The following is a 25,004-nucleotide window of genomic DNA, read 5'->3' as shown; positions in this document are numbered from 1 at the left end:
GGGCATGCTGCGGATTGACTTCCAGGATGGGCTTGACGTCCGGCGCTTCCTGGCCGGCAGCCTTGAGCATGCGCAACAGGTGCGGGCTGAGCTCGTTTTCATCGACCACCACGCAAGCGGGCGAATCGACCAGGCGGGCAGTGGCGCGGACTTCCTTGACCCGATCGCCCAGCGCCGCCGTCAGGCGTTCGATGGTCGGCTTGAAGGCCTCAGCAGCCTCGGCCTGCTGCTTCTTTTCTTCCTCGTCGGCCAGCGCATCCAGATCCAGCCCGCCCTTGGCGACGGAGGCCAGGGACTTGCCCTCGAACTCGCGCAGGTAGGACAGCATCCATTCATCCACGCGGTCGGACAGCAGCAGGACTTCCAGGCCCTTGCGGCGGAAGACTTCCAGGTGAGGACTGTGCGCAGCGGCGGCGTAGGAATCGGCGCTGAGGTAGTAGATCTTGTCCTGGCCTTCTTTCATGCGGGCGATGTAGTCGGCCAGCGACACGGTTTGCGCCGGACTGTCGGACTGGGTGGACGCAAAGCGCAGCAGGCTGGCGATGCGGTCCTTGTTGGCGGGGTCCTCGCCGACGCCTTCCTTCAGCACCTGGCCGAACTGCGACCAGAATTCCGTGTATTCCTCGGGTTTTTCCTGCACCAGATCGTCCAGCAGGCCCAGGATGCGCTTGGCGCAGCCTTCGCGGATCGAACGCACGTCGCGGCTTTCCTGCAGGATCTCGCGCGAGACGTTCAGCGGCAGATCCGCCGAATCGACCACGCCGCGCACGAAACGCAGATAGGCCGGCAGCAGCTGTTCGGCATCGTCCATGATGAAGACGCGCTTGACGTACAGCTTCACCCCACGGCGGGCATCCCGGTCGTACAGATCGAACGGCGCGCGCTTGGGCACGAACAGCATCTGGGTGTATTCGCTGCGCCCTTCGACGCGATTGTGCGTCCAGGCCAGCGGGTCCTCGAAATCGTGGGCGACGTGCTTGTAGAACTCTTTGTACTGCTCGTCGGTGATGTCGGACTTGGAGCGCGTCCACAGGGCATTGGCCTGGTTGACGGTTTCCCATTCGTCCTTGGTCACCTGTTCCGATTTTTCCGCATCCCATTCTTCCTTCAGCATCTGGATGGGCAGGGAAATATGGTCGGAATAGCGGCGCAGCACCTCGCGCAATTTCCAGCCGGACAGGAATTCGTCTTCATCGGCCCGCAGGTGCAACGTCACGGAGGTGCCGCGTTGTTCCTGGTCGATGGCCGCGACGGAAAATTCGCCCTGGCCATCGGATTCCCACAGCACGCCTTCGGCGGCCGAAAGGCCGGCGCGACGACTGCGCACGGAGACCTTGTCCGCGATGATGAAGGACGAATAAAACCCGACGCCGAACTGGCCGATCAGCTGGGCGTCCTTTTGCTTGTCGCCCGTCAGCTGCGAAAAGAATTCCCGCGTGCCGGAACGGGCGATCGTGCCCAGGTTGGCGATGGCCTCGTCGCGCGACAGGCCGATGCCGTTGTCGCTGATGGTGATGGTGCGGGCAGCCTTGTCGAATTCGACGCGGATGCGTAGTTCGCCGTCGCCTTCCAGCAGTTCCGGGTGATCGATGGCTTCGAAACGCAGCTTGTCGCAGGCGTCCGAGGCATTGGACACGAGTTCGCGCAGGAAGATTTCCTTGTTGCTGTACAAGGAATGGATCATCAGGTGCAGCAGCTGCTTGACTTCGGCCTGGAAACCCAGGGTTTCGGCCGTTTGCGTATCGGTTTGGCTCATGGTGCGGATATCGGATCGTGTGTTGAATCGCAGGACGCCCCAGCGGCGGACCGATGCGGTCGGCGGCCTGGCGGACTATCCAGGTAGCTGGGGGCGGGCGCCCGGGTTTTCAAGCCCCTGGAACCGGGGGCAGGCTGGGGGGCATCGGCGGCAGCGAAGCATGGCCGGCCTCGCCCGAAAGATCCGGCGCCCCGCCCTGCCCGCGCAGCTGTGGCATTTCCACGGTGGACACCGGACCCGTCATGCGGGCGCCATGCCGGCGAATGATGTCGGCAATGCGCAGCAGCACGTCTTCCTGCGTGTTCATGTAATCGTTGTAGTCCGTGCTGACGGTGAAGGCGTACAGGGACAGCTTCAGCGAATACGTGCCGCAGCTGCTGAAATTGAAGGCGAAGAAATCGTGCTTGATGCCAGGATGTTCGTTCAGCAAGGCCCGGCCGTCGGCCACGATGCCGGGCACGGCGTCGATGTCGGCATAGCGGATGTGGATGTCTTCCATGATGCGCCGGCTGGTCATGCGGGTGTGGTTGATGACGGGCTGGGTATTGAACATGGCGTTGGGCACGTAGAACGGCTTGCAATCGAAACCGATCAGGCGCGTGGCGCGCCAGCCGATGTGCTCGACCCCGCCCATCAGTTCCGTACCGGGGATGATGATGTATTCGCCGACCTTGAAGGGGCGGCTGGCGAAGATCGTCAGGCCGCCCAGCAGATTGGCCACCAGGCTCTGCGCCGCAAAACCCACGGCGATGCCGCCCATGCCGCCAAAGGCCAGCAGGCCGGCGATGGAAAACCCCAGGGCCTGCATCATCATCAGGATGGCCGTGATGACGACCGATGCCTTGGTCAGCTTGCCGATGGCATCGGCTGCCGTGGGGTCCAGTTCGCGCCCGCGATCCCGCGCGCGAGCCAGCAGATTGGACTGTATCTGGTTGATGGCGCGCAGCAGGAACCACATCACCACCGTGATGACCAGCACATCGCGCACCGGCCCCAGGCCATGCGCCAGCAGGGAATCCTGGTGCAGCGCCGCCCCCTGCTGCACCAGCATCTGCCCGGCCAGGGCAATGCCCAGCACCCAGACCAGCATCTGCAAGGGCAGCGACGCCCCCGACAGCAGACCATGCACCCAGACATGGCGCACCGGGTGCAGGCGGCCCGCCAGCCGGGCCAGCACGATGCGCAGCACCGCGCCGATCACCAGGGAACCCAGCACCGCAACGAACACCAGGATGGCCGTCTGCCATTCCTGGTAGATTGCCGCCGCTTGCCGGGACAGGGTCTGAACCGTTGATTCCATCGGCCTCGCATCCAACCAATTCACATGGCCTTTCAGTGTAAAGGCGCCACCCGGCATCTTTCAAACCCGCCAGCCCAAGGCACAGCCGCCGCACTGCTTCGAAGAACCTGCCTCCGTCCCCCCTGCCCAGGCCCGACGCCGGGGCGCTGCAGTATTTCAGATTGAAAATAAGCTGTATTTCCAGCCGGTCATTCCCGAATCCCGTTTCAACACGTACCGTTATGCTACGAAAACAGATCGGCAGCGCGGATACCCTCGGTAGGCGCGCACTGCCCGGAGACACCCCATGTTCAAGCGACGCAACGGCGCCAGCCGCATGTCCCAGGCCACCCTGGGTACCCAGCTCTTCGCAGCCGCAACCCTGACGACCGTGCTGGTCATGGCCATCCTGGCGTCCATCATCACCTGGCAAAGCCGGCAGACGGCCATCGACAACGTCGGCGCCGCAAACCGCACGGGACTGCAGGACTACGATCGCATCCTGCAGCTGATCTACGAAATCGGCAACAATCGCAGCCAATCCCTGTATCCGGTGCTGGTCCGCTACCTGGGGGGCATCCCGAAACCCACCGGGCAGACGGAAAAAGGTCTGCCGGTCTTCAAGACCGATGGCAAGGCGCTCAACGACCAGCCGCTCAACGGCAATCAAGCCCTGATGCGCAGCGTCACCGGCATGACGGCGGAACTCTATGCTCGCACCGACAAAGGCTGGGTCATCGTCGCCAGCGCCTATCAGGACCAGGCCGGCCATGCAGTCGGCACCGTGCTGGCTGCCCAGGACCCAATCGCCCAGGCGCTCGATCAGGGCCAGGCCGCCAGCCTGCCGGACCTGATCGACCAGAAATGGCATCTCGTCACCGTCAACCCCCTGAAGGACGACAAAGGCTCGGTCTACGGCGGGCTGGTGAACCGGCTGGACATCAGCGCCCAGATCGACCCTGTGCTGAAGGACCTGACCGCCACCAAGCTGGCCGGCCACGGCCAGTTGTTCGTCATCCGGCCATCCCCGGATCACAAGGACTGGATCCGAGTCGCCGGGCTCTTCGGCAAGCCAGGCGACCTGCTCAGCGCCGGCAATCCGCCCGGCGATTTCGCCGTGATGGACCAGACCTTTCGCAGCGCCCCCCTCGGTGCCCGCGAGGTCAACGTCACACAACAGCCCATCTTTCTATCCTGGAAGGTCGTGCCGAACTGGAACTGGGTGATCTATGGATTCGGACCGGTCGGCGACTACTTGGCCCAGAGCAACCGCCAGATGTGGATTCAACTGGCCCTGATGCTGGCGGGCACCCTGCTGATCGCGCTGGCCATCTTCTGGCTGGCGCGGCGCACCTTGGCGCCCGTGCGCCACATCGTCACCGGCATGCAAAGACTGGGGGCCGGGGATCTCAGCCAGGATGTTCCCGACAGTCCGGCCAGCAGCCGCAACGAGGTCCACCAGTTGCTCAACAGCCTGCGCGGCACCCAGGACGCCCTGCGCCACATGATCCGCCAGGTGCGCCACAGCGTGGGCGAAATCCACACCGGGGCGCGGGAAATCGCCGTCGGCAACACCGACCTGTCCAGCCGCACCGAAGAACAGGCGGCATCCCTGCAGGAAACCGCCGCCAGCATGGAAGAGCTGGCGTCCACCGTGCGTCAGAATGCCGACAACGCCCGCCAGGCCAATGAACTGGCCACCGGCGCGTCCAGCACCGCCCACGGGGGCGAACAGGCAGTAGAGGACATGGTCGCCACCATGCAGCGCATCGCCAACAGTTCTGCCCGGATCACCGACATCATCGCCGTGATCGATTCGATCGCCTTCCAGACCAACATCCTGGCCCTGAACGCCGCTGTCGAAGCCGCCCGCGCCGGCGAGCAAGGCAAGGGCTTCGCGGTGGTCGCCTCCGAGGTCCGCGCACTGGCGCAGCGCTCGGCAGAGGCCGCACGGGAAATCAAGGGCCTGATCGAGGCCGCATCCCGGGAAGTTCAATCCGGCACGCGGCAGGCCGGCCAGGCGGGCACCATCATGCAGGATGTCCTGGCTGCCGTGGACCGCGTCACCCGCATCATGGGCGAGATCGCCTCGGCATCGAACGAACAATCGACCGGTATCGACCAGGTCAACCTGGCCGTCACGCAGATGGATCAGGTCACCCAGCAGAATGCAGCACTGGTGGAACAGGCGGCTGCGGCGGCCGATTCGCTCAGCGAACAGGCCGACCGCCTGGCCGACAGCGTGGCCGTGTTCCGGACAGGAACGGACGACACGGTGGCGGATGCTCGGCCAGCACTCCTCAGTTATTAGTAAGGATAATCGTTCTTATTTGCCTTACAATCGTTCTCGAACCTTTTTCGAGAGCCGAGCATGAAGACTTCCTCACGTCGCGATTTCCTGCGCAACGGGGCGGTACTGGGCGCCGGCGCACTGCTGGGGATCCCGGCCCTGCGCAGCGCACGCGCCGCAGACCCCCAGACCCTGGTGCTGTACAACGGACAACACGCCAAGACCACCACCGCCCTGGCGGCGGCCTTCACCAAGGCCACCGGCATCCAGGTTGAAATCCGCAAGGGCAGCAGCACGCAGCTGGCCAACCAGATCATCGAGGAAGGCGCCCGGTCCCCGGCCGACGTGTTCTACGCAGAAGAAAGCCCCCCCGTGGCAGCCCTGGCGGAAAAAGGCCTGCTGGCCCCCCTGCCCGACAGCACGCTGGCCCAGGTGCGCCCGGGCTACACGGCCCGCGACAAGACCTGGACGGGCGTCACCGCCCGCAGCCGCGTCACGGTCTACAACAAAGACCTGGTCCAGGAATCCGCCCTGCCGTCGTCCGTCATGGACATGGCCACGGCCGCCTGGAAGGATCGCGTCGGATTCGTGCCGACCAGCGGCGCCTTCCAGGAACAGATCATCGCCATCAAGCTGCTGAAGGGCCGTGACGCAGCCCTGGCCTGGCTGAAAGGCCTGAAGGAATTCGGCCGCATCTACAACGGCAACATGGCCGCCATGCGGGCCGTGGAACGCGGCGAGGTCGCTACCGCGCTGGTCAACAACTACTACTGGTATATCGTCGCCAACGAGGTCGGTGCCGACAAGATGAAGGCCGGCCTGCACTACGCCGGTCCGAAGGACCCGGGCGGCCTGATCACCGTGTCGGCGGCCGGGGTCCTGAAGACTGCACGGCACGCGGACGCCGCCCAGCAGTTGCTGGCCTTCATGGTCAGCCAGGCCGGCCAGGAATCCGTCGTCGACACGGTGGCGGAATATCCCCTGCGCCCGGGCGTGACATCGCCCTACGACCTGAAGCCGTTCGACCAGTTGATGCCGCCCGACGTCACCCCGGCTGACCTGGGCGATGCCGCCGACGCCATTGCGCTGCGCCGCGAGGCCGGCCTGGCGTGATGCGCCCGGGCTTCATGGCGGGCCGGCGGTCCGCCATGCCTCCGGCCTGGATGACCCTGTCCGCCCTGCTGCCGGTGGGTCTGGTCGCGCTGCCCCTGATCTACATCGCCCTGCGGACGTTCCAGGCCGGTCTGGCAGGCGCAGCCGCCGAATTATTCCGCCCACGCACCCTGGAATTGCTGGGCAATACGGTCACGCTGGCCGTGGGCGTCATGGCCCTGGCATCCCTGATCGGCCTGGGCGTGGCCTGGTGTGTGGAACGCAGCGATCTGCCCGGACGACGCTGGTGGCGCGTGCTGGCGGGCCTGCCCCTGGCCGTGCCCGCCTTCGTGTCCAGCTACGCCTGGGCCTCCATCGACGTGGCGTTCCAGAATCTGGGCGGCGCCATCTTCATCCTGGCACTGTCCACCTACCCGCTGGTCTACCTGCCGGTGGCCGCCGCCCTGCGCGGCACCGACCCGGGGCTGGAGGATGTTTGCCGCTCGCTGGGGCACGGCCCCTGGCATGCATTCACCCATGCGTTGCTGCCGCAATTGCTGCCCGCGCTGGGCGGCGGCGCACTGCTGGTGCTGACCCACATGTTTGCCGAATTCGGTGCCCTGGCCCTGTTGCGCGTGCAGACTTTCACCACCGCCATCTTCGAATCCTACGAACTGCAGTTCGACAGCGCCTCGGCGGCCATGCAGTCCATCGTCCTGATGATGCTGTGCATCCCCGCCGCCTGGGCGGAGATGCGGCTGCGCGCAGGACGCCGCATCGCACGGGTTGGGCGCGGCGCCGCGCGCCAGGCACGGCCCGTCGCTCTGGGCCGCGCCATCTGGCCCATCCTGGCGGCCTTCGGCCTGCTGGGACTGGTATCGCTGGGCGTGCCGCTGGCCACCCTGATCTACTGGCTGCTGGAAGGCCGATCCGCAGGACGCGGCTACGAACAGATTCTGCCCGCCATCCAGGGCACGCTGGCCCTGGCCGGTTCCGGCGCGATCCTGACCAGTCTGCTGGCCATTCCGCTGGTGCTGCTGGCGGCGCGCCACCGGGGACGCCTGGCGCAACTGGCCGAACGCCTGCCCTACATCGTCCACGGCCTGCCCGGCGTGGTGGTGGCACTGGCCCTGGTTTTTCTGTCGATCCGGCTGGCGCCGGCCCTGTACCAGGGCGTCAGCGTCCTGCTGATCGCCTACGCCATCCTGTTCCTGCCGCTGGCCCAGTCCTCGCTGCGCGCCTCGATCGAACTGGTGCCGCCCCAGATCGAAGCCATCGCCCGCAGCCTGGGCCGACGGCCCTTTCACGTATTTCTGACCGTCGTCCTGCCCAATATCGCGCCCGGCATCGGCGCCGCTCTGGCCCTGATGATGCTGGAGATGGTGCGCGAACTGACCGCCACGCTGATGCTGGCGCCGACCGGCACCGTCACGCTGGCCACCGAGGTCTGGACCTACACGTCGGATGCGGAATACGCAGCCGCCGCCCCCTTTGCTGCCCTGCTGGTGATCGTTTCGATCCTGCCGGTCTGGGTCTTCACCCGCCGGATGCTGCACCATGAACCCCGACACTGAACGCTCGATCACCCTCAGCCAGATCCGGAAACAGTTCGGCGCAACCGAAGTGCTGTCCGGGATCGACCTGAGCATCCCCCAGGGATCCGTGCTGGCCCTGCTGGGGCCTTCGGGCTGCGGCAAGACCACGCTGCTGCGCCTGATTGCGGGCTTCGACCCGCTGGACCAGGGACAGATCGCCTTTGGCGACCGCATCATGGCCTCGCCCCAGGTATTCGTGCCGCCCGAACGCCGGGGGATCGGCTACGTCCCCCAGGAAGGCACGCTGTTCCCCCACCTGAACGTGGAAGGCAACATCCGCTTCGGCCTGCCGCGCCAGGCCGGCCGCCACCGGCGTGTCGAAGAAGTCCTGGCCCTGACGGGCCTGTCGGGGCTGGGCCAACGGTATCCCCACGAATTGTCCGGCGGCCAGCAGCAGCGCGTGGCCCTGGCGCGCGCCCTGGCGCCGGGGCCCTCGCTGGTGCTGCTGGACGAACCCTTCAATGCACTGGATCTGGACCTGCGCCGCAGCATGTGCGAAGAGGTCGCACGCGTGCTGCGCCAGACTGGCACCACCACCATCCTGGTCACGCACGACCCCGGCGAAGCCTTTGCCGTCTCCGACCAGCTGGCCGTCATGCAGGCGGGGCGGATCATGCAATGCGCCCGGCCCGAAGACGTGTACTGGCAGCCGGCCAACGCTGCCGTCGCCCGGCTGACCGGGTCGGCGATCCTGCTGCCTGGCCGCTGCCACGCGGATGACACGACCTCGTGCGCCCTGGGCCGGATCGCGCGACACTCCGGCAGCCCCTGCACCGAAGGCCCCGCCAGCATCCTGGTGCGTCCGGAACAGGTGCAATGGACGCAGCAAGGGCCGGGCGTCGCCGCCCGAGTCGACTACCGGTCCTTTCGCGGCGATCACACCCTGATCGGCGTGAACCTGGGCGATCTGTGCCTGGACCTGCGCGTACCGTCCCTGTCGGCCCCGCAGCTGGGCGCCGAGGGGCATCTGCAGGTGCTGGGTGCCTGCATGGCCTACCCCGAGCCATGACAGGCAGAAAAATTAATGGCAATTTGTGAACGCCGCGCCACAGTTCCATACGCAGAGCTCTCGAACTGGCAATACACTGTTTCATAGAGACCCATCCAGGGTACTGATACGATACGGCCCACCGCACCAGCCCCTGAAAATCCCTTCAGCCCTCTGCGACGCCTCCGGAGGATGACGCCATGGCGCACACACGCCTTGCCTGGACACGCACCACTTCATTCAAGTTTTCCCTGTTCACCCTGCTGGCGATCGTCGGCGTCATCGTGCTGACAGGGGCACTGCTGTGGCTCGAACGCAGCGCCCTGCTGCACGAACGCGAGGTCGGCGCGCGACAGGCCGTGGAAACCGCCTATGGCGTGGTCACGTATTTCCACGACCAGGCGCAGCAAGGCAAGATCCCCGAAGAGCAGGCCAAGAAACAGGCCATGGACGTCATTCGCGGCATGCGCTACAGCGGCCAGGAATATTTCTGGATCAACGACATGCAGCCGCGCATGCTGATGCATCCGTTTTCGACGAAGCTGGTCGGCCAGGACCTGTCCGACATGAAGGACCCCAACGGCCTGCGCCTGTTCGTGACCTTCGTGGACACGGTCAAGGCCAGTCCCTCGCATGACGGTTTCGTGTTCTACCTGTGGCCCAAGCAGGGCGCCGACAAACCCGTGGACAAGGTCTCCTACGTCAAGGGCTTCGAGCCCTGGGGCTGGATTCTGGGGTCGGGGGTGTACCTGGACACGGTCAATGCCATCGTCTGGCGTCAGGCGGGCACATTCGCGCTGGCAGCAGGCGTGCTGGCGCTGATCCTGCTGGCAGTGGGTGTTTTTCTGTCGCGCCGTCTGGTGCGCCAGCTCGGGGGCGAACCCGACGAGGTCATCGCCATCGCCCATCAGATGTCGCTGGGCGACCTGCGGGTCGACATCCCCGTGCGCGAAGGCGACACACACAGCCTGGTCCACGCCATGCTGGTGATGCGCGACGGCATCGCCCAGGCGGTCGCCCAGGTCCGCCATGGCTCGGAATGGATTGCGCAGTCCGTCGGACAGATCGTCACCGGCAATCTGGACCTGTCGGCCCGCACCGAACAGCAGGCGGCGTCGCTGCAGGAAACCGCCGCCAGCATGGAGGAAATCACCAGCACCGTCGGCCACAACGCCGCCAACGCCCAGCAGGCCAATACCCTGGCGGCCACGGCATCGGACGTTGCCGCCCAGGGGGGCCAGACTGTCACCCAAGTCGTCGACACCATGGACGACATCAATGCCTCCACGCAGAAAATGTCCGACATCATCGCGGTCATCGACTCGATTGCCTTCCAGACCAACATCCTGGCCCTGAATGCTGCCGTCGAGGCCGCCCGCGCCGGCGAACAGGGCAAGGGCTTCGCCGTGGTCGCCAGCGAGGTCCGCGCCCTGGCGCAGCGGTCCGCCAGCGCCGCTCACGAAATCCGCAGCCTGATCGACACCACGGTGCAGAAGATCCGTTCGGGCGCCTCCTTGGCAGAAGGCGCAGGCCAGACCATGTCGGAAATCGTCACCAGCGTGCAACGCGTCGCCGACATCATGGGCGAAATTACCCTGGCTAGCCGCGAGCAGGCGTCCGGCATCGAACAGATCAATCAGGCCATTGCCCAGATGGACCAGGTCACCCAGCAGAACGCCGGACTGGTGGTGCAGGCTGGCGAAGCCGCCCAGGCCCTGAACGAGCAGATGAACGGCCTGAACCGGGCCGTGGGCGTCTTCCAGCTGCAGAACCAGGCGCCAGCCCTGCCCGCAGGGTAACGGCGCTGCGTCACACGCGGCGGAGCGCTTACTATACGGGTTGCCGGACACGCCTCAACGCGTGCCGGCAGCCCGTCCATTCCGTCCAGAGGCCGTCCTTGCCCGCCCCCGACATCACCAGCGACTTCCTGCATGTCCTGTTCCTGGTCGCCATCGCCGCCGAGGCCATGACTGCCGCCCTGGCGGCTGGCCGACGCGAAATGGACTGGCTGGGCGTCTGCCTGCTGGGCTGCATCACCGCGCTGGGCGGCGGATCGGTACGCGACGTGCTGCTCGACCACCACCCGCTGTCATGGATCGCCCATCCCTACTATCTGCTGATCACCGGGGGCGCCGCGCTGGCCACCGTCGCCCTGGCCCGCTTCGCGCATTCGCTGCGCCACTTGTTCCTGTTCCTGGACGCGGTGGGGCTGGTGGTGTTCACGATCATCGGCGTGGACATCGCCCTTGGCCTGAGCCTGCCCTGGAGCATCGCGATCATCTCGGGCATGATCACCGGTTGCGTGGGCGGGGTGCTGCGCGACGTGCTGTGCAATGAAATCCCCTTGCTGTTTCGCGCCGAGCTGTACGCCACCGTATCGATCGTCAGCGCCGCCCTGTACCTGGGCGGCCTGTACCTGGCGTGGAACCACAACCTGGTCGTGGTCGGGTCGCTGCTGATAGGCCTGACCCTGCGCCTGCTGGCCCTGCGCTTCTGCTGGAGCATGCCGAAGTTCGTCTACACGCGAGACCTGCACTAGCGTTCAGACGTCCTGCGCCCCGTTCGCTCGTCCGTCCATCCAAAAGCAGCATCCGCCACCCGGCCTCGCGACTGCGACGGTCGGCTCAGCCTGCGGGACATCCGCTGTGAAAACGGAATTCCGGGTCAGGAGATTCGATCAGCCCCTGTTCCACTTGGCGGATCCGCTGGACGGATCGTTCCACATCCCCGGCCTCTCCAAAGCGCTGCGCAAACCGCAGATAGCCCTGATAGTGGCGGCTTTCGGACTGCAGCAGGCCGGCATAGAAGGTCGCCAGCTCCTCGTCCAGATGCGGCACCAGCGCGGCAAAACGTTCGCAGGAACGGGCCTCGATGAAGGCGCCGACAATCAGGGTATCTACGAGCTTGGCCGGTTCATGGGTGCGCACCGCCTTGCGCAGGCCCGCCGCATAACGGCTGGCCGTCAATGGCCTTAAGGCAATGCCGCGCCGCTTCAGGATGCGCAGGACCTGTTCGTGGTGCACCAGTTCTTCCCGCGCCAGTTTCGACAGCGCCATGGACAGTTCCGTATCCTGGCCATAGCGCGCAATCAGGCTCATGGCGCTCGCCGCCGCCTTCAGTTCGCAGTTGCGGTGGTCCAGCAGCAGGATGTCCTGCTGCGCCAGCGCAGCCCGCACCCAGGCCTCGGGCGTTGGACAGGGCAGGAAATCGATCAGATCGGCGGGAAGATTCATGCCGCGCATTCTGCCAGAGTTCCGAGGAAACGCTAAGCGCCGTCAAACCCGACCGCAACGTAGCGTGACCGGATGCCCGCGCAAGCTCTCGACAAACTGATCGGTGACCTCTCCATCGACATCCGTAATGGCATAACCGATCTTGCCCCGCGTCTGCAGCTGTTGACTGACAATGTTCAAGCCGTACTCCCCTATCAGATTGCTGAGCGCGCCCATGGCTCCCGGCACGTTCTGATGGATATGGACGATTCGCGCCACTCCCTTCTGCTCGTGGTAGGAAATCTCGGGAAAATTGACCGATCCCTTGGTCGTGCCGCTGGCCACATAGCGCTTGAGTTGTTCAGCAACCTCGCGACCGATATTTTCCTGGGATTCCTGGGTGCTGCCCCCGATGTGCGGCGTCAGGATCACGTTGGACAGACCGCGCAACGGGCTGTCGAGAGGTTCGTCACGGCTCTTGGGCTCTGCAGGAAAGACATCAACAGCAGCGCCCGAGAGATGTCCGGATTTGAGTGCACGATGCAAGGCGGCGATATCGACAACGGTCCCACGCGACGCATTGATCAGGATAGAACCCGGCTTCATCGCGGCAATTACCTCTGCGTCTATCAAATTGGCTGTTTCCTTGCCCCCCGGGACATGCAAGGTCAGGACATCCACTTGTGCGAGGAATTTCTTGAGGGTGCTGCTGGCATGGGCATTGCCCAGCGGCAGCTTGGCTTCAACGTCATGATAGAGGACACGCATGCCGACCGACTCGGCCAGAATCCCGACCTGAGAACCGATATTGCCATAGCCGACGACCCCCAGGGTCTTGCCACGCGCCTCGTACGCACCGTCAGCAGTCTTGTCCCAGAACCCCTCGTGCACCCGGGCGTTCTTTTCGGGGATGCGACGCAACAGCAGAATTGCCTCGCCCAGCACCATCTCGGCGACCGAACGCGTGTTGGAGAATGGCGCGTTGAATACCGGGATTCCCTTCAGTGCGGCGGCCTCCAGATCGACCTGATTTGTCCCGATGCAAAAACAACCGATCGCCCGCAAGTCCGGCAGGCTCGAGAGTGTCGCCTGGTCGAGATGCGTGCGAGACCGAATGCCCACGACCTGCGCGCCCCGCAACGCGTCAAGCAGCTGGTCGGGGGGCAAGGCGCTCCCGTAGGTGACGATATCATCGAAGCCCGCCGCCACAAAAACTTCTTTGGCACTGGCGTGTATGTTTTCGAATAGGACTATCCGGGTCATGAAGCATCCCAAGCAAGAGTAAAAATTGATTTGACGTCTTTCGGCTCTATAAAGGCCATCACCGTCATGTGACAGGCCATCAGCGTTTGTGCGAGTAGGCGAGCAGGACAATGCCCCCCAATACAATGGCGCCGCCCAACAGCTGCCGGCCGTTGAACACCTGCTCGAGAATGACCCAGCCCAAGAACAGGCTGGTCACCGGCTCGATATTCATGACCGGGGCATTGCGGGCCATATCCAGGCGCGGCACATAGACGAACAAAATAGAGAACGCCAGGGTATAAAGCGTACCCAACGCGGCCAAGGCCCACCAGCCGGCATCACTCGCAGGCAGGTTCATGCCACCCGGCACGAAGCCCGCCACGCCCGCGACGAGCATGCTGCAAAACACCACCAGGATCGTGTACATGCTGCGCACGGCACCCGGCAAGACGGAGAGCCGGTGCTCAGTGATCCACAAGCCGACGGAGAATACGCAGGCCGCTCCAAAAGCGCAGGCGGTGCCAATGACCCACTGGGGGCCCAACTCCACCCCGGAAGCCATTCTGGCAGGCAAATCCAGGACAAAGATCAGTCCCACCAGAATCAGGCCCATCAGCAGGCAAGCGCGGCGAGTGGGCGGTTTGCCGCCCAACGCCCAGGTGAGCAGCGCGAGCAGGATCGGAAAGGTATTACCGATCAGCAAGGCGAGAGCGACAGGGATACGCGCAACTGCGGAATACAGGCAGAGGCTTTGTACGGCGATCAGCAACCCGAGGATGAGCTGCCAGCGTGCCACCCCGGCAGGCAGGCGCAGCGCCTGCCGCTGCCAGAACACGAGCCCCAGCAGGACCAGCAAGCTCAAGCCCGAACGAAACAGGATGGCGAGCAGCAGACCAGCGTCGTCATCGAATGCGATGCGGGCGGCGATATGGTTGGCGGCAAAGAGGCTGCCCACGCCCAACAAGATACCGACGGCCGCATAACGGGAAAAACCGGGGGTCCGGGGAAGGTTTAGTGAAGTCAATGCTTTGGGTTCCGTGTAGTGCTAGCTGAAGAATCTGCGCGATCGGGCACGCCGGCCCATTTCCCTGCCTTATTCCACCCCATTCCACGCATCAGTGCGCCAGGAAGCTCGGGAGCCACAACGACAGGGCAGGAACATACGTAACCAGGAGCAGGACCAGGACCAAGGCGCCATAGAACGGGTACAAGGATCTGACCACTTTCTCGATGGAAAGCTTTCCAACCGCGCTGCCGACAAAAAGAACCGCACCTACGGGCGGAGTAATCAGGCCCATGCCGAGATTGACCATCATGATCATGCCGAAGTGAACCGGATCCACACCCATCGATGTCACGACCGGCAAAAGTATGGGCGTCAAAATCAGTATCAGCGGCGCCATGTCCATCAGCGTCCCAAGGAACAGGAGCAGGACGTTGATCATCAAGAGAATGACATATCGATTATCCGAGACCGTCGCAAAATACGTCGTAATCTTTAGGGGAATCTGCATCAAGGTCATGACGTAGCCAAAGCTCGCGGCAAACCCGATAAGGATCATGACGATCGTCACAGTCTTTACGGTACGGTGCGCCAGCTTGGGAAGGTCCTTCCACTTGTAGTCGCGATATACGAACATGGTTACGAAGAACGCCCACACCACGGCAATTGCTGCTGATTCTGTGGCGGTGAAAATACCCGACAATATCCCCCCCAGGATGATGACCATCGTCATCAATCCCCACAAGGCGTCCAGGCAGATATGCAGTGCCTGCCGCAAAGGAATGCGCTCACCTTTCGGGAAATTGCGCTTCCTGGCCATGAACAGGCATAACCCGGATAAGGTCAGCCCCAAAAGCAGCCCCGGCAGCACACCCGCAACAAACAGGCTGGCAATCGAAATCGACCCGCCCGCAGCCAGCGAATAAATGACAGCATTATGGCTGGGCGGGATCAGAATAGCCTGCACCGATCCGCTGACCGTAACGGCGGTGGAGAAATCGCGGGGATACCCTTTCTTTTCCATCTCGGGGATCAAGACCGACCCGATCGACGCAGTATCGGCAATCGACGAGCCGGAGATCGCTCCGAAGAATGTCGAAGCCAAAATATTGACCAGGGACAGCCCCCCACGAATGAACCCGACAAAGACGGCCGCGCATGCCACCAAGCGGCGGGACATACCCCCCTCGGCCATGATTGCCCCCGCCAGGACAAAGAACGGGATTGCCAGCAGCGAGAACATATTCACACCGCTGGCGATCTGAATCATGATCGCTTCCAGCGGCAGGCCTATCCACAACGCGCCAACCAGCGATGCCAGCGCGAGTGCATAGGCGACCGGCATGCCGATGATCATGAGCACAAAGAAACTTCCCAACAGCACAAGGATGTCCATTACAAGACTCCTTCAACAGCAAGATCCTCTTCACGCTTGACCACTGGCCGCTCGGCCTGCGAACCCAGGCAGAGGCGTTCGATGACGAACAGCAGGGTAAACAGCGCGCCTGTCGGCAGAGGCAGATAAGTGACGCCAACGGGCATCCATGGCAGTGCGCTGATCGTTTGATGCATGGTGCCCATGCACAGCGAAAACCCCCACACCAGAATGAATACATTGATCACGAGCATCAACAGATCGACCAATTTGGCCGTCGCCGCCTGCAATGCGCGGGGCATGCGATCGGTGACCATGGCCACCGCGATGTGCGACCCCGCCCGGTAGCTGGCCGCAGCGCCCAAGAAGGTAAACAACACCATCAACATGGTCGCTACCGGCTCGGGCCAGCGCACGCCATGCCCCCAGACATAGCGTGCAAACACTTCCCAGGGGATGATCAGCGACATAAAGAGAATCGATATCGCGGAAATCCAGATGCAAAAAAGATACAGCTTATCCATCAGGCGCGTATACAAATCGGCCATAGCAAATTCCTGTCAGCGGGGCGAGAGAGGCCCACGGCGCAGCCCGCGCCGTGGGCCAACCACAGATCGGCTTATTGAACGGCTTCGATACGCGCGATGAGATCCTTATAGGGCTCACCATACTTGGCACGAATGCCGGCCGTCGCCTCATAGAACGCCTGGCGGTCAACATCCGAGAACTTCACGCCGGCTGCCTTGAGTTTTTCATTGCTGTCCACAACCGTCTTATCCCACAAAACTCGCTCCTCGGCCTGGGCTTCGCGGGAAAGTTTTTTTACCAGTGCCTGATCTTCCTTGGATAATTTGTCCCACGTCACCTTTGACATGACGAAGATCTCTGGAATGATCAAATGATTGGTCTGGCTATAGAACGGGGTGATCGTGTAATGATTCGAGGTATACAGGCTGGGAGAATTGTTTTCGGCGGCGTCAATAACACCCGTCTGCAGCGCGCTATAGACCTCACCAAAGCTCATCGAGATCCCATTCCCACCCATCGCGTTCATGGTATCGAGGAATACCGCATTGCCGATCGTACGAATTTTCAGGCCGTGCATATCGGCTGGCGTCTTGATCGGCTTTTTAGCATAGACGCTGCGCGAACCGCTATCCATCCACCCAAGCGCGACCAGCTTGGCCGGGCTGTTGGTGATTTTGGCGAGCATTTCGTCACCAATCGGGCCGTCAATGATCTTGCGCATATGCGCTTCATCACGAAACACAAACGGCATGTTGAAAACATTCACATCAGGCACGACGGGGCCGACTTCACCGAGTGAAATACGAGCGATCTGAACCGCGCCGACCTGAACCTGCTCAACCACCGCCTTGTCGGTTCCCAGGACGCCACTCGCAAACATCTGCAACTTGATACGGCCATCGGTGGCAGCTTCAAGCTTCTTGCCCATGCTCTCGATCGCCGCGACCGTAGGAAACCCGGTCGGATGGACATCCGATGCTCGAAGCGTCATCGTCGCCGCCCCTGAAGCCATCGGGACGAAAAGGGCCGCTGCAAGGACTCCGACACCGCACATTCTATAAATCATGTATCTCTCCTCTGGATTGTTTTTTGGGTCAGTATGTCGCTGGATACTGATCTGTTGCAGCTGAGGACTCCCCACAAGTCTTTACGTCACGCATATACGCGCACGCTGCTATCGACGAACATGGACGAGGACATCTCAATACAGATAATCAGGTGACAACGAGTTCGTTGCCTGACAAATTTACTGATATGACGTACGACATCTAACCACTGGAAGTAATTTAACCACACACGAAAGCAAATGGGTATGCTTTACAGCAGGAGAATGCCACATTTTTATTAGGTATTTCCCTATGACATCTCTATTAGGAGACACCAAAAGGAATTGGATGTCTGCTTTGCGGCACTGACAGCAAACGCGGTAAAACTATCAGTTATAAGACGACCGATAAGCATATAGATATGCCGGGCATGGGCCGAGAGATTGTGGTGACGCGTCCGGCCAGCGCCCGGGCAGGACATGGCCTCTACAGGCTACGGAAACCCTCACCGCCCAGACAGTGGACCCGGTCGCGAGTGGAGGCGAGTGGATCCGGACGACTCGGCCCCGTCCCGGATCTGATTGGCCGGCTTAGACGTTGATCACACGTTTAAACGTTGATCGGTCGGCAAAGGGCCGTGAATACTAGGTTTCGCGGGGAAATTGAGCCACGGCCTTTGGGGGGAACGCTGGAAGTACCCCCAGTTGTACCCCCATAGGGGTATCAGGATGATAGATCAGTCTGGATGCCGGTGCCAGGGCTGTGCCCTGTCGGATAAAACGGTTGTGGCGCAGACCGCATTGTTGGCTGACGCCTGGAACGGTACGCGATGAGATGCAGGGGAACGGGCCGCTGGGGCCCAGACCTCGGAGAACTCTCATGGCAGACCATCACACCCGCCACAACCCGCTGGGGCAGATGCCCTGTTCACCACGCCCGCCTCGCTCATGCTCGATGCTCGCCTCACGCCGCTGGAGCGCAATGGCTGGCAGGTGCTGCGCATGCTGCGCTCTGCGGAGGGCATCAGTCCGCTGGCAAACCTGGGGCAGTTGCGTCGCTATCTCACCTCTACCCCGCTGGGGCAGCGGGCCGGGTACGAGACGGCCCGGCGCGTTCTCGTCGTGCTTCGGCTGACGGGCTGGATCAGTCTGATGGGCCAGCAACGCGATCCGTTGACCGGCCATGTTCTCAGCGAGCTGTATCAGGTTCACGAAAGCGCCCTACCTGCGGCCATTTCCTCAGTCTGGAACGCGGGCACGTTGCCGCAAGTGTGATCGTCGCGGATGTCGAGGCTGAAAATACTTCTTCTAGTCTTCATTTCTCACCGCCTTGATTGATGCGAAGCCACTTTGCTCCACGCCCCTTGCCGGTCGATTCGATCAGTCCCTCTGACTTCATTGCCCGCAATACCAGCCGTACCATGTCCCGGCTCACGCCCGGGCAGGCCTCTTCAATCTCGGAAATCGAGAACGGCAGGGTGCGCCCCAGAACTTCCGTCCGCACCCGGTCGCCTTTACTGCCGCGGCCGCGCTCTATGGTGCCGACACGCTCCTCGAACTCACGGTAGGCCCGTAGCAAGGCACCCCAGAAGTAGTCGAGCCAGGGCTTTACGTCGTGCTGCCCCTGGTGCCAGCCCTGCGAGCTGGCTTCCAGCGTCTCGTAATAACTTTCCTTGGTTTCCTCGAAGATGCGTTCCAAGCTGATGTAGCGGCCCACGGCATAGTCGAAGTGGTAGAGCAGCAGCAGGGTCAATAAGCGGGACATGCGGCCATTGCCATCTGGGAAAGGATGGATGCACAGGAAGTCGAGCATCGCCAGTGGCACAAGCACCAACGGATCAGCCAAGTGCTGATCCAGCGCGGTCGCGTAGCGCCCGGTCAGATCGGCCATGGTCGTCGGCGTCAGGTGCGCAGCGACCGGCTGGAAGCGCAGCCGTGACGTGCCATCGGGATGACGCTCGATGATGTCGTTGTTGGTAGCTTTCCAGCGCCCCCCCGCCTGCGGCATGTAGCGATACAGCAGGGTATGCAGTTGCAGCACTACGCCCACGTTGAAGGGCATGTGCGTGGCGGACTCGTGGATCAGCGCCAAGGCATCGCGGTAGCCGGCGATCTCCTGTTCCGAGCGACTCTTTGGCGTTGCGTTGCGGATGACCAGAGACTTCAGCCGCGAGGGCGCTACGACAACACCTTCCAGCCGGTTGGACGACTCGGTGGACTCCACCACCGCGATCTGGCGCAGGCCTTTGAGGGCTTCGGGCGACTGCGCGGCGTAGAGTTGCTGCTTGCCCTGGTACTCGCCCAGTGTGCGCAACGTGGCGGCCTGGATGCCATCGAAGCGAAGCGCGGCAAGGTACTCGGGTGTGAGCGAGTGCATGGAAATGTAAGCCCAGGCTATCTAAATGGGGTAATCATAGCCTTTAAATGGGGCATTGTCTCTAAAAATGCCTCATTATCAGTGTTTAACTACCCCATTTCCTGAACGTTGGACCGGTCGCCCGGGGCTGGCATGGCTAACCAGGAAGGAAATGGGTGACATGAATCTTAAAATGAGGCAATCAAGTAAAAATTACCCCGTTTATTTCATTATTTACCCCATTCCCAGCGCCCAGCTTGGGCAAAGGCAAACGGCAAGGGAACGGCACTCAAGGGACAACGGCCCTATCCAGAAAAGGAAAAGGCCGTTCTGCCCACTCGCTGCTGCGATACCCGGCCAAACCGTCTCTATGCCGTGCCGCTGCCTTCCGCAGCACTCAGATAGTCCACCCAGTCCTGCAACAGCGTCCTTCTCTGATCCAGCAGCAGCGCCTTGTTGTATGTCGCCCGCACCTTGTTGCTTTCCACGTGGGCAAGCTGCCGCTCGATTGCATCAGGCCGGTATCCGTTCTCATTGGCCCAGGTTGAAAAGGTCGTCCGCCAGCAATGCGGCGTCGTACCCCGGCCCAGGTTCATGTCGCGCATCGCGTAGGTCAGCCGGTTAGGCGTAGTAAAGCCCTTGCCGCTCCTGTGCGGGAACAGATAGCGTCCGCCACTCGTGATGTGCTGCAAATCTTTCAGCACCTCTATGGCCTGCGTGGATACCCCCAACGCTACCCCCGAATTTTCTGGACCTCGATGAACAATAGGAACGCTCAGCAGACCGTATTGTTTCTGCAACCCATTGATTTCAAATGGGCTAACCTGTCCACCAAGCGCTACTGAGCGCCACCGAGATCCGGCAAAAATCGTCAGACGTTGATCACACGTTGAACAAAAAGTTCATCACGTCCCCGTCCTTCACCACGTAGTCCTTGCCTTCGGCCCGCATTTTCCCGGCTTCCTTGGCGCCCTGCTCGCCCTTGCAGGCGATGAAGTCGTCGAAGCCGATGGTCTGGGCGCGGATGAAGCCGCGTTCGAAGTCGGTGTGGATGACGCCGGCCGCCTGGGGGGCGGTGGCGCCGACGGGGATGGTCCAGGCGCGGACTTCCTTGACGCCGGCGGTGAAGTAGGTCTGCAGGCCCAGCAACTGGTAGCCGGCGCGGATGACGCGGTCCAGGCCGGGCTCGCTCATGCCCATGTCTTCCAGGAAGACCGTCTTGTCGGCATCGTCCAGGTCGGCGATTTCGGCCTCGATGGCGGCGCACACGGCCACCACGGGGGCGTTTTCTGCAGCGGCGTAGTCCTGCACGGCCTTCAGGTGGGGGTTATTCTCGAAACCATCGTCGCGCACGTTGGCGACGTACATGGCGCGCTTGGCGGTGATGAAGCAATAACCGCGAATGGCGGCCTGGTCTTCTTCGTCCAGCCCCAGGCTGCGCACGGACTGGCCAGCATCCAGGGCGGCGACCACGCGTTCCAGCAGGGCCACCAGGCGGATGGCTTCCTTGTCGCCGGAATTGGCCAGCTTGCGGTTCTTCTGCAGGATCTTGTCGGCCGTGGCCAGGTCTGCCAGCGCCAGTTCGGTGTTGATGACCTCGATGTCGGAAATCGGATCGACACGGCCGGCGACGTGGACGACGTTCTCGTCCTCGAAGCAGCGCACCACGTGCACGATGGCATCCGTTTCACGGATGTTGGCCAGGAACTGGTTGCCCAGGCCCTCGCCCTTGGACGCGCCCGCCACCAGGCCAGCGATGTCCACGAATTCGACCACGGCCGGCACGACGCGTTCGGGGCTGACGATGGCTGCCAGCTGCGCCAGACGGGGATCCGGGACCTCGACCACGCCGACGTTGGGCTCGATCGTGCAGAAGGGATAGTTCTCAGCGGCGATACCAGCCTTGGTCAGGGCGTTGAACAGAGTGGATTTACCGACGTTGGGCAGGCCAACGATGCCGCATTGCAGTGCCATGGGGTACCTGAGAGAAAAAGAAGGATGGAAATCAAGGCGCTATTGTACCCGCAGGGGCTCACCCCACCGCCAGCTGAGGGGCGAAATGCAGGAGCAGCCCGATCAGCAGCAAAGGGCCGCCATTGAAGATGGCATGCAGCGCCATGGACGCCCCGATGCCGCGTTTGACCCGCGTCCATCCCAGGACCAGCCCGGTGACCCACTGCGGCAGCACCAGCAGGGGCAGCAGCACCAGGTTCATCGAGGTCATGCGAAAGTTGTACAGGTGCACGGCGGCAAAGGCCAGCGCAGCGGTATGGAACAGAACAGGATACGCCCAGCGCATCCGGCGGCGCCAGCGCCAGCTGGCCGCCCATCCGGCATGCCAGCGGTGATTGGCCGGATACCAGAGCGGCGCCAGCGCCAGCAGCACGGCTACCGCTGCCAGCGGCATGGACGTCGCCCCCATACCCTGCACCAGGATCGCCGTCATCAGCGGCACGAACCACCACAGCATGGCGGGACGGCGCAATACGTAGCGAAAGGTCAGTTCCTCGACGATGGGCGCCCAGACCAGCGCAGTCATCCAGGGAATGTTGTGGACGTCCAGTCGGTGCTGGGCGCCACTGGCATCCGCCGCCGACAGCGCCAGGGGCGCGAACACGAAGATATTGACCAGCCACAGCAGGACGGCCCAATGCAGCAGACGCCACCAGGGGGCGTTCAGGGAAAAGTCTACCCAGAGGCCCGCCCCCAGGCCGTGGGGGCGCAGGCGCGGCCCCGGGCGCGGCCGCACGACGAATTTCAGGAAATCGACGATTTCCTCGCCCATGGTGGGCAGGCCGGGCGGCCCCATCAGTCGTGATTCCCCTGATGCAGGCGCTCGGTCGCCCGGTCGAATTCCCCGTCCAGCAGCGCCGGCAGTTCCAGCCGGCAGCGGCGGATGACTTCGTCGATGCCGGGCATGTCGTCCTGGCGCGGCGGGTGCAGCACGAAATTGACCACAGCCTGCGCCAGCCCCAGGCTGCGCGGGTGGCCGATGCCGATGCGCAGGCGCCAGAATTTGGGGGTGCCCAGCACCGACTGGATATCCCGCAGGCCGTTGTGCCCGGCATGGCCGCCGCCGAACTTCAATTTCACGGCCCCCGGCAGCAGATCCAGTTCGTCGTGCAGGACCAGGATTTCCTCGGGCTGAAGCTTGTAGAACCGCGCCAGGGCCCCGACCGCCTGACCCGACCTGTTCATGAAGGTGGCGGGCTTGGCCAGCACGACGGGCTGGCCGGCATGACGGGCCCGCGCGACCCAGGCGAAAAAGGACTTTTCCAGCGTGAAGCCGGCATGCAGGTCATCGGCAAAATGATCCGCCAGCCAGAAACCCGCATTGTGGCGGGTGGTTTCGTATTCGGGACCGGGGTTGCCCAGGCCCACAATGAGGCGGATGGGCGCAGTCATCGTGATGGTTCAAAGCAGCAAGACATCGAAAAGGCCCCCATGATACGTCAAAACCCCCGCCCATCTGACGATGGGCGGGGGTTTTGAAGGGATACCGAGACCCGCAGAGCGGGCTTATTCGGCGGCCGGGGCGTCGGCGGCGGGAGCCGCATCGGCGTCATCGGCAGCTGCGCCCCTGGGCGCGGCAGCCTGGGCCAGCAAGGGGTTCACGTCATCGCCATGGGGCACGTACTTCACACCGATCGGCAGCGTGATGTCGGCCAGGTGCAGGCGGGAACCGCCGATCATGTCGCCCAGGTCCACTTCGATGAACTTCGGCAGATTGGCCGGCAGGCAGGTGATGTCCAGTTCGGCGGGACCGTGGGTGACGACCTGGCCGGCAAGCTTGACGGCCGGGCTCTGGTCGGCGTTCAGGTAGTGCACCGGCACCTTGGTGTTCACGGCCTGGGACGCGTCCACGCGCTGGAAGTCAACGTGCAGGACCAGCGGCTTGTACGAGTGCCATTGCACGGCACGCACCAGCACCGGTTCGGTCTTGCCGTCCAGGACCATGTCCAGGATGGAAGCGTGGAACTCTTCCTTGTTCAGGGAGTGATAGATCTCGTTGTGGTCGAGTTCGATGTTTGCCGGGCCGGACTTGCCACCGTAAACGATGGCGGGCACCCGACCGGCGCGGCGCAGGCGGCGGCTCGCACTCGAACCCTGAACGCTACGCGAAGTGGCGGTGAATTTCATGGAAAACTCCAAAAGGCGGGGCCTCATGACCCCAATCAACAGCAGCCCAAGGGCTGCTCGAACACCCCCGCCGCGACCAGCGGGGGATCAAAAATCAATCGGCAAACAGCGAACTGACCGATTCGGCCGTCGCGATGCGCAAGATGGTTTCGCCCAGCAAAGAAGCGCAGGACAGCTGGCGGATCTTTGCGCACTGGCGAGCGGACTCGGACAGCGGGATGGTGTCGGTCACGACGACTTCGTCCAGCGCGGAGTCCTGGATGCGTTTCACGGCCTCGCCCGACAGCACCGGGTGGGTGCAATAGGCATAGACCGACCCGGCGCCCCGGTCTTTCAGGGCCTGCGCCGCCTTGCACAGCGTGCCGGCGGTATCGACCATGTCGTCCATGATCAGGCAGGTGCGCCCATTGACGTCGCCGATGATGTTCATGACTTCGGACACGTTGGCACGCGGGCGACGCTTGTCGATGATGGCCAGATCGGATTCCAGCTGTTTGGCCAGGGCGCGCGCGCGCACCACCCCGCCGATGTCGGGCGACACGACCACCAGGTTCTGGAAATTGCGGCTCCAGATGTCGCCCAGCAGGATCGGGCCGGCGTAGATGTTGTCGACCGGAATGTCGAAGAAGCCCTGGATCTGATCGGCATGCAAATCCATCATCATGACGCGATCGACGCCGACAGATTGCAGCATGTTGGCCACGACCTTTGCCGAGATCGATACGCGGGCCGAACGCGGCCGGCGATCCTGGCGGGCATAGCCGAAATACGGAATGGCGGCGGTGATGTTGCGAGCCGAGGCGCGGCGCAAGGCATCGACCATCACCATGATTTCCATGAGATTGTCGTTGGTAGGCGCACACGTGGGCTGCAGGACGAACACGTCCTTGCCGCGGACGTTTTCATTGATCTCGACCATGACCTCGCCGTCGGAAAAACGGCCTACGGTCATTTTCCCCAGCGACATGTCCAGATGATTCACCACATCGACCGCCAAACGAGGGTTGGCCGTGCCGGTAAAAATCATGAATCTGTCTTGTGCCATGGTGTCGAACCAATGTGTCAAATGACAAGGCTGTTGACAGCCTTCCCGCAGGGGG

The 25,004-nt window shown here is 62.9% G+C and carries 22 protein-coding genes; 7 read left to right on the top strand and 15 right to left on the bottom strand.

The window, feature by feature from the left end; genetic code table 11:
- A partial coding sequence (gene htpG / locus VDP74_RS10005) for a molecular chaperone HtpG (protein ID WP_322999481.1) occupies positions 1–1,756 on the bottom strand: 1,756 nt, incomplete at its 3' end.
- A gap of 109 nt (positions 1,757–1,865) precedes the next feature.
- Positions 1,866–3,056, bottom strand: a complete 1,191-nt coding sequence (locus VDP74_RS10000; RefSeq protein ID WP_322999480.1) for a mechanosensitive ion channel family protein — start codon at positions 3,054–3,056, stop codon at positions 1,866–1,868.
- A 286-nt stretch (positions 3,057–3,342) separates the two neighbouring features.
- Here VDP74_RS10000 and VDP74_RS09995 point away from each other — a divergent pair, with 286 nt between their 5' ends.
- The 6 genes from VDP74_RS09995 (at position 3,343) to VDP74_RS09970 (ending at position 11,539) form a co-directional block, all read left to right on the top strand.
- Positions 3,343–5,346 carry a methyl-accepting chemotaxis protein gene (locus VDP74_RS09995; protein WP_322999479.1) on the top strand — a complete coding sequence of 668 codons (2,004 nt, stop codon included), beginning with the start codon at positions 3,343–3,345 and terminating at the stop codon, positions 5,344–5,346.
- A 60-nt stretch (positions 5,347–5,406) separates the two neighbouring features.
- Positions 5,407–6,438: an extracellular solute-binding protein gene (locus tag VDP74_RS09990; RefSeq protein ID WP_322999478.1), complete on the top strand. Its 1,032-nt coding sequence runs from the start codon at positions 5,407–5,409 to the stop codon at positions 6,436–6,438.
- A gap of 35 nt (positions 6,439–6,473) precedes the next feature.
- Complete coding sequence (locus VDP74_RS09985; protein ID WP_322999477.1) at positions 6,474–7,991, top strand: iron ABC transporter permease; 1,518 nt, start codon at positions 6,474–6,476, stop codon at positions 7,989–7,991.
- Entirely contained in the window at positions 7,975–9,021 is a 1,047-nt protein-coding gene (locus VDP74_RS09980; protein ID WP_322999476.1) for an ABC transporter ATP-binding protein, read from the top strand. Before VDP74_RS09985 ends, VDP74_RS09980 begins: the two co-directional genes overlap by 17 nt.
- Before the next feature lie 179 nt (positions 9,022–9,200).
- Positions 9,201–10,799 (top strand): methyl-accepting chemotaxis protein, encoded by a 1,599-nt coding sequence (locus tag VDP74_RS09975; protein WP_322999475.1) that lies wholly within the window; start codon positions 9,201–9,203, stop codon positions 10,797–10,799.
- Positions 10,800–10,897: 98 nt separating this feature from the next.
- The gene (locus tag VDP74_RS09970) at positions 10,898–11,539 is read left to right on the top strand and encodes a trimeric intracellular cation channel family protein (RefSeq protein WP_322999474.1); all 642 of its coding nucleotides are present in this window, start codon (positions 10,898–10,900) and stop codon (positions 11,537–11,539) included.
- An 85-nt stretch (positions 11,540–11,624) separates the two neighbouring features.
- Here the strand turns inward: VDP74_RS09970 and VDP74_RS09965 are convergent, their stop codons facing one another.
- The 6 genes from VDP74_RS09965 to VDP74_RS09940 form a co-directional block, all read right to left on the bottom strand.
- Complete coding sequence (locus tag VDP74_RS09965) at positions 11,625–12,233, bottom strand: tRNA-(ms[2]io[6]A)-hydroxylase (RefSeq protein ID WP_322999473.1); 609 nt, start codon at positions 12,231–12,233, stop codon at positions 11,625–11,627.
- A 42-nt stretch (positions 12,234–12,275) separates the two neighbouring features.
- Complete coding sequence (gene serA, locus VDP74_RS09960; protein ID WP_322999472.1) at positions 12,276–13,475, bottom strand: phosphoglycerate dehydrogenase; 1,200 nt, start codon at positions 13,473–13,475, stop codon at positions 12,276–12,278.
- Positions 13,476–13,554: 79 nt separating this feature from the next.
- Positions 13,555–14,481, bottom strand: a complete 927-nt coding sequence (locus VDP74_RS09955) for a DMT family transporter (protein ID WP_322999471.1) — start codon at positions 14,479–14,481, stop codon at positions 13,555–13,557.
- A 91-nt stretch (positions 14,482–14,572) separates the two neighbouring features.
- Positions 14,573–15,856 (bottom strand): TRAP transporter large permease, encoded by a 1,284-nt coding sequence (locus tag VDP74_RS09950; protein ID WP_322999470.1) that lies wholly within the window; start codon positions 15,854–15,856, stop codon positions 14,573–14,575.
- Positions 15,856–16,383 (bottom strand): TRAP transporter small permease, encoded by a 528-nt coding sequence (locus VDP74_RS09945; RefSeq protein ID WP_322999469.1) that lies wholly within the window; start codon positions 16,381–16,383, stop codon positions 15,856–15,858. The genes VDP74_RS09950 and VDP74_RS09945 overlap by 1 nt, the downstream gene beginning before the upstream one ends.
- Before the next feature lie 71 nt (positions 16,384–16,454).
- The gene (locus VDP74_RS09940; RefSeq protein ID WP_322999468.1) at positions 16,455–17,429 is read right to left on the bottom strand and encodes a TRAP transporter substrate-binding protein; all 975 of its coding nucleotides are present in this window, start codon (positions 17,427–17,429) and stop codon (positions 16,455–16,457) included.
- A 927-nt stretch (positions 17,430–18,356) separates the two neighbouring features.
- On the opposite strand from VDP74_RS09940, the gene VDP74_RS09935 reads away from it, so the two are divergent.
- Positions 18,357–18,683: a hypothetical protein gene (locus tag VDP74_RS09935; RefSeq protein ID WP_322999467.1), complete on the top strand. Its 327-nt coding sequence runs from the start codon at positions 18,357–18,359 to the stop codon at positions 18,681–18,683.
- Between the two features lie 40 nt (positions 18,684–18,723).
- Here VDP74_RS09935 and VDP74_RS09930 read toward each other — a convergent pair whose 3' ends face one another.
- The 7 genes from VDP74_RS09930 to VDP74_RS09900 all read right to left on the bottom strand — a co-directional run bounded on the left by VDP74_RS09930 (position 18,724) and on the right by VDP74_RS09900 (position 24,949).
- Positions 18,724–19,785, bottom strand: a complete 1,062-nt coding sequence (locus tag VDP74_RS09930) for a Fic family protein (RefSeq protein WP_322999466.1) — start codon at positions 19,783–19,785, stop codon at positions 18,724–18,726.
- Positions 19,786–20,132: 347 nt separating this feature from the next.
- Complete coding sequence (locus VDP74_RS09925) at positions 20,133–20,495, bottom strand: tyrosine-type recombinase/integrase (RefSeq protein ID WP_416232969.1); 363 nt, start codon at positions 20,493–20,495, stop codon at positions 20,133–20,135.
- Between the two features lie 151 nt (positions 20,496–20,646).
- Positions 20,647–21,738 carry a redox-regulated ATPase YchF gene (gene ychF, locus VDP74_RS09920; protein WP_322999464.1) on the bottom strand — a complete coding sequence of 364 codons (1,092 nt, stop codon included), beginning with the start codon at positions 21,736–21,738 and terminating at the stop codon, positions 20,647–20,649.
- 58 nt (positions 21,739–21,796) lie between these two features.
- On the bottom strand, positions 21,797–22,573 hold the full coding sequence (locus tag VDP74_RS09915; RefSeq protein WP_322999463.1) for a type II CAAX prenyl endopeptidase Rce1 family protein: 777 nt from the start codon (positions 22,571–22,573) through the stop codon (positions 21,797–21,799).
- The gene (gene pth, locus VDP74_RS09910) at positions 22,573–23,169 is read right to left on the bottom strand and encodes an aminoacyl-tRNA hydrolase (protein WP_322999462.1); all 597 of its coding nucleotides are present in this window, start codon (positions 23,167–23,169) and stop codon (positions 22,573–22,575) included. Before pth ends, VDP74_RS09915 begins: the two co-directional genes overlap by 1 nt.
- A 114-nt stretch (positions 23,170–23,283) precedes the next feature.
- Positions 23,284–23,904, bottom strand: a complete 621-nt coding sequence (locus tag VDP74_RS09905; RefSeq protein ID WP_322999461.1) for a 50S ribosomal protein L25/general stress protein Ctc — start codon at positions 23,902–23,904, stop codon at positions 23,284–23,286.
- A gap of 94 nt (positions 23,905–23,998) precedes the next feature.
- Positions 23,999–24,949, bottom strand: a complete 951-nt coding sequence (locus tag VDP74_RS09900) for a ribose-phosphate pyrophosphokinase (protein ID WP_322999460.1) — start codon at positions 24,947–24,949, stop codon at positions 23,999–24,001.
- Positions 24,950–25,004: the final 55 nt, after the last annotated feature.

The sequence above is a fragment of the Castellaniella sp. genome, from assembly GCF_034674885.1.
Classification (GTDB): Bacteria; Pseudomonadota; Gammaproteobacteria; order Burkholderiales; family Burkholderiaceae_B; genus Castellaniella.
The sequence above is the reverse complement of the archived record's forward strand: the minus strand, read 5'-3'. Positions and strand labels throughout refer to the sequence as shown.

Excerpts from the sequence above, each read along its gene's own strand:
- VDP74_RS09905 (WP_322999461.1), bottom strand. The coding sequence starts at position 23,904 with ATGAAATTCACCGCCACTTCGCGTAGCGTTCAGGGTTCGAGTGCGAGC.
- VDP74_RS09985 (WP_322999477.1), top strand. The coding sequence starts at position 6,474 with ATGCCTCCGGCCTGGATGACCCTGTCCGCCCTGCTGCCGGTGGGTCTG.
- VDP74_RS09990 (WP_322999478.1), top strand. The coding sequence starts at position 5,407 with ATGAAGACTTCCTCACGTCGCGATTTCCTGCGCAACGGGGCGGTACTG.
- VDP74_RS09950 (WP_322999470.1), bottom strand. The coding sequence starts at position 15,856 with ATGGACATCCTTGTGCTGTTGGGAAGTTTCTTTGTGCTCATGATCATC.
- pth (WP_322999462.1), bottom strand. The coding sequence starts at position 23,169 with ATGACTGCGCCCATCCGCCTCATTGTGGGCCTGGGCAACCCCGGTCCC.
- VDP74_RS09915 (WP_322999463.1), bottom strand. The coding sequence starts at position 22,573 with ATGGGGCCGCCCGGCCTGCCCACCATGGGCGAGGAAATCGTCGATTTC.
- VDP74_RS09975 (WP_322999475.1), top strand. The coding sequence starts at position 9,201 with ATGGCGCACACACGCCTTGCCTGGACACGCACCACTTCATTCAAGTTT.
- VDP74_RS09930 (WP_322999466.1), bottom strand. The coding sequence starts at position 19,785 with ATGCACTCGCTCACACCCGAGTACCTTGCCGCGCTTCGCTTCGATGGC.
- VDP74_RS09995 (WP_322999479.1), top strand. The coding sequence starts at position 3,343 with ATGTTCAAGCGACGCAACGGCGCCAGCCGCATGTCCCAGGCCACCCTG.
- serA (WP_322999472.1), bottom strand. The coding sequence starts at position 13,475 with ATGACCCGGATAGTCCTATTCGAAAACATACACGCCAGTGCCAAAGAA.
- VDP74_RS09980 (WP_322999476.1), top strand. The coding sequence starts at position 7,975 with ATGAACCCCGACACTGAACGCTCGATCACCCTCAGCCAGATCCGGAAA.
- VDP74_RS09945 (WP_322999469.1), bottom strand. The coding sequence starts at position 16,383 with ATGGCCGATTTGTATACGCGCCTGATGGATAAGCTGTATCTTTTTTGC.
- VDP74_RS09935 (WP_322999467.1), top strand. The coding sequence starts at position 18,357 with ATGCTCGATGCTCGCCTCACGCCGCTGGAGCGCAATGGCTGGCAGGTG.
- ychF (WP_322999464.1), bottom strand. The coding sequence starts at position 21,738 with ATGGCACTGCAATGCGGCATCGTTGGCCTGCCCAACGTCGGTAAATCC.
- VDP74_RS09965 (WP_322999473.1), bottom strand. The coding sequence starts at position 12,233 with ATGAATCTTCCCGCCGATCTGATCGATTTCCTGCCCTGTCCAACGCCC.
- VDP74_RS10000 (WP_322999480.1), bottom strand. The coding sequence starts at position 3,056 with ATGGAATCAACGGTTCAGACCCTGTCCCGGCAAGCGGCGGCAATCTAC.
- VDP74_RS09900 (WP_322999460.1), bottom strand. The coding sequence starts at position 24,949 with ATGGCACAAGACAGATTCATGATTTTTACCGGCACGGCCAACCCTCGT.
- VDP74_RS09940 (WP_322999468.1), bottom strand. The coding sequence starts at position 17,429 with ATGATTTATAGAATGTGCGGTGTCGGAGTCCTTGCAGCGGCCCTTTTC.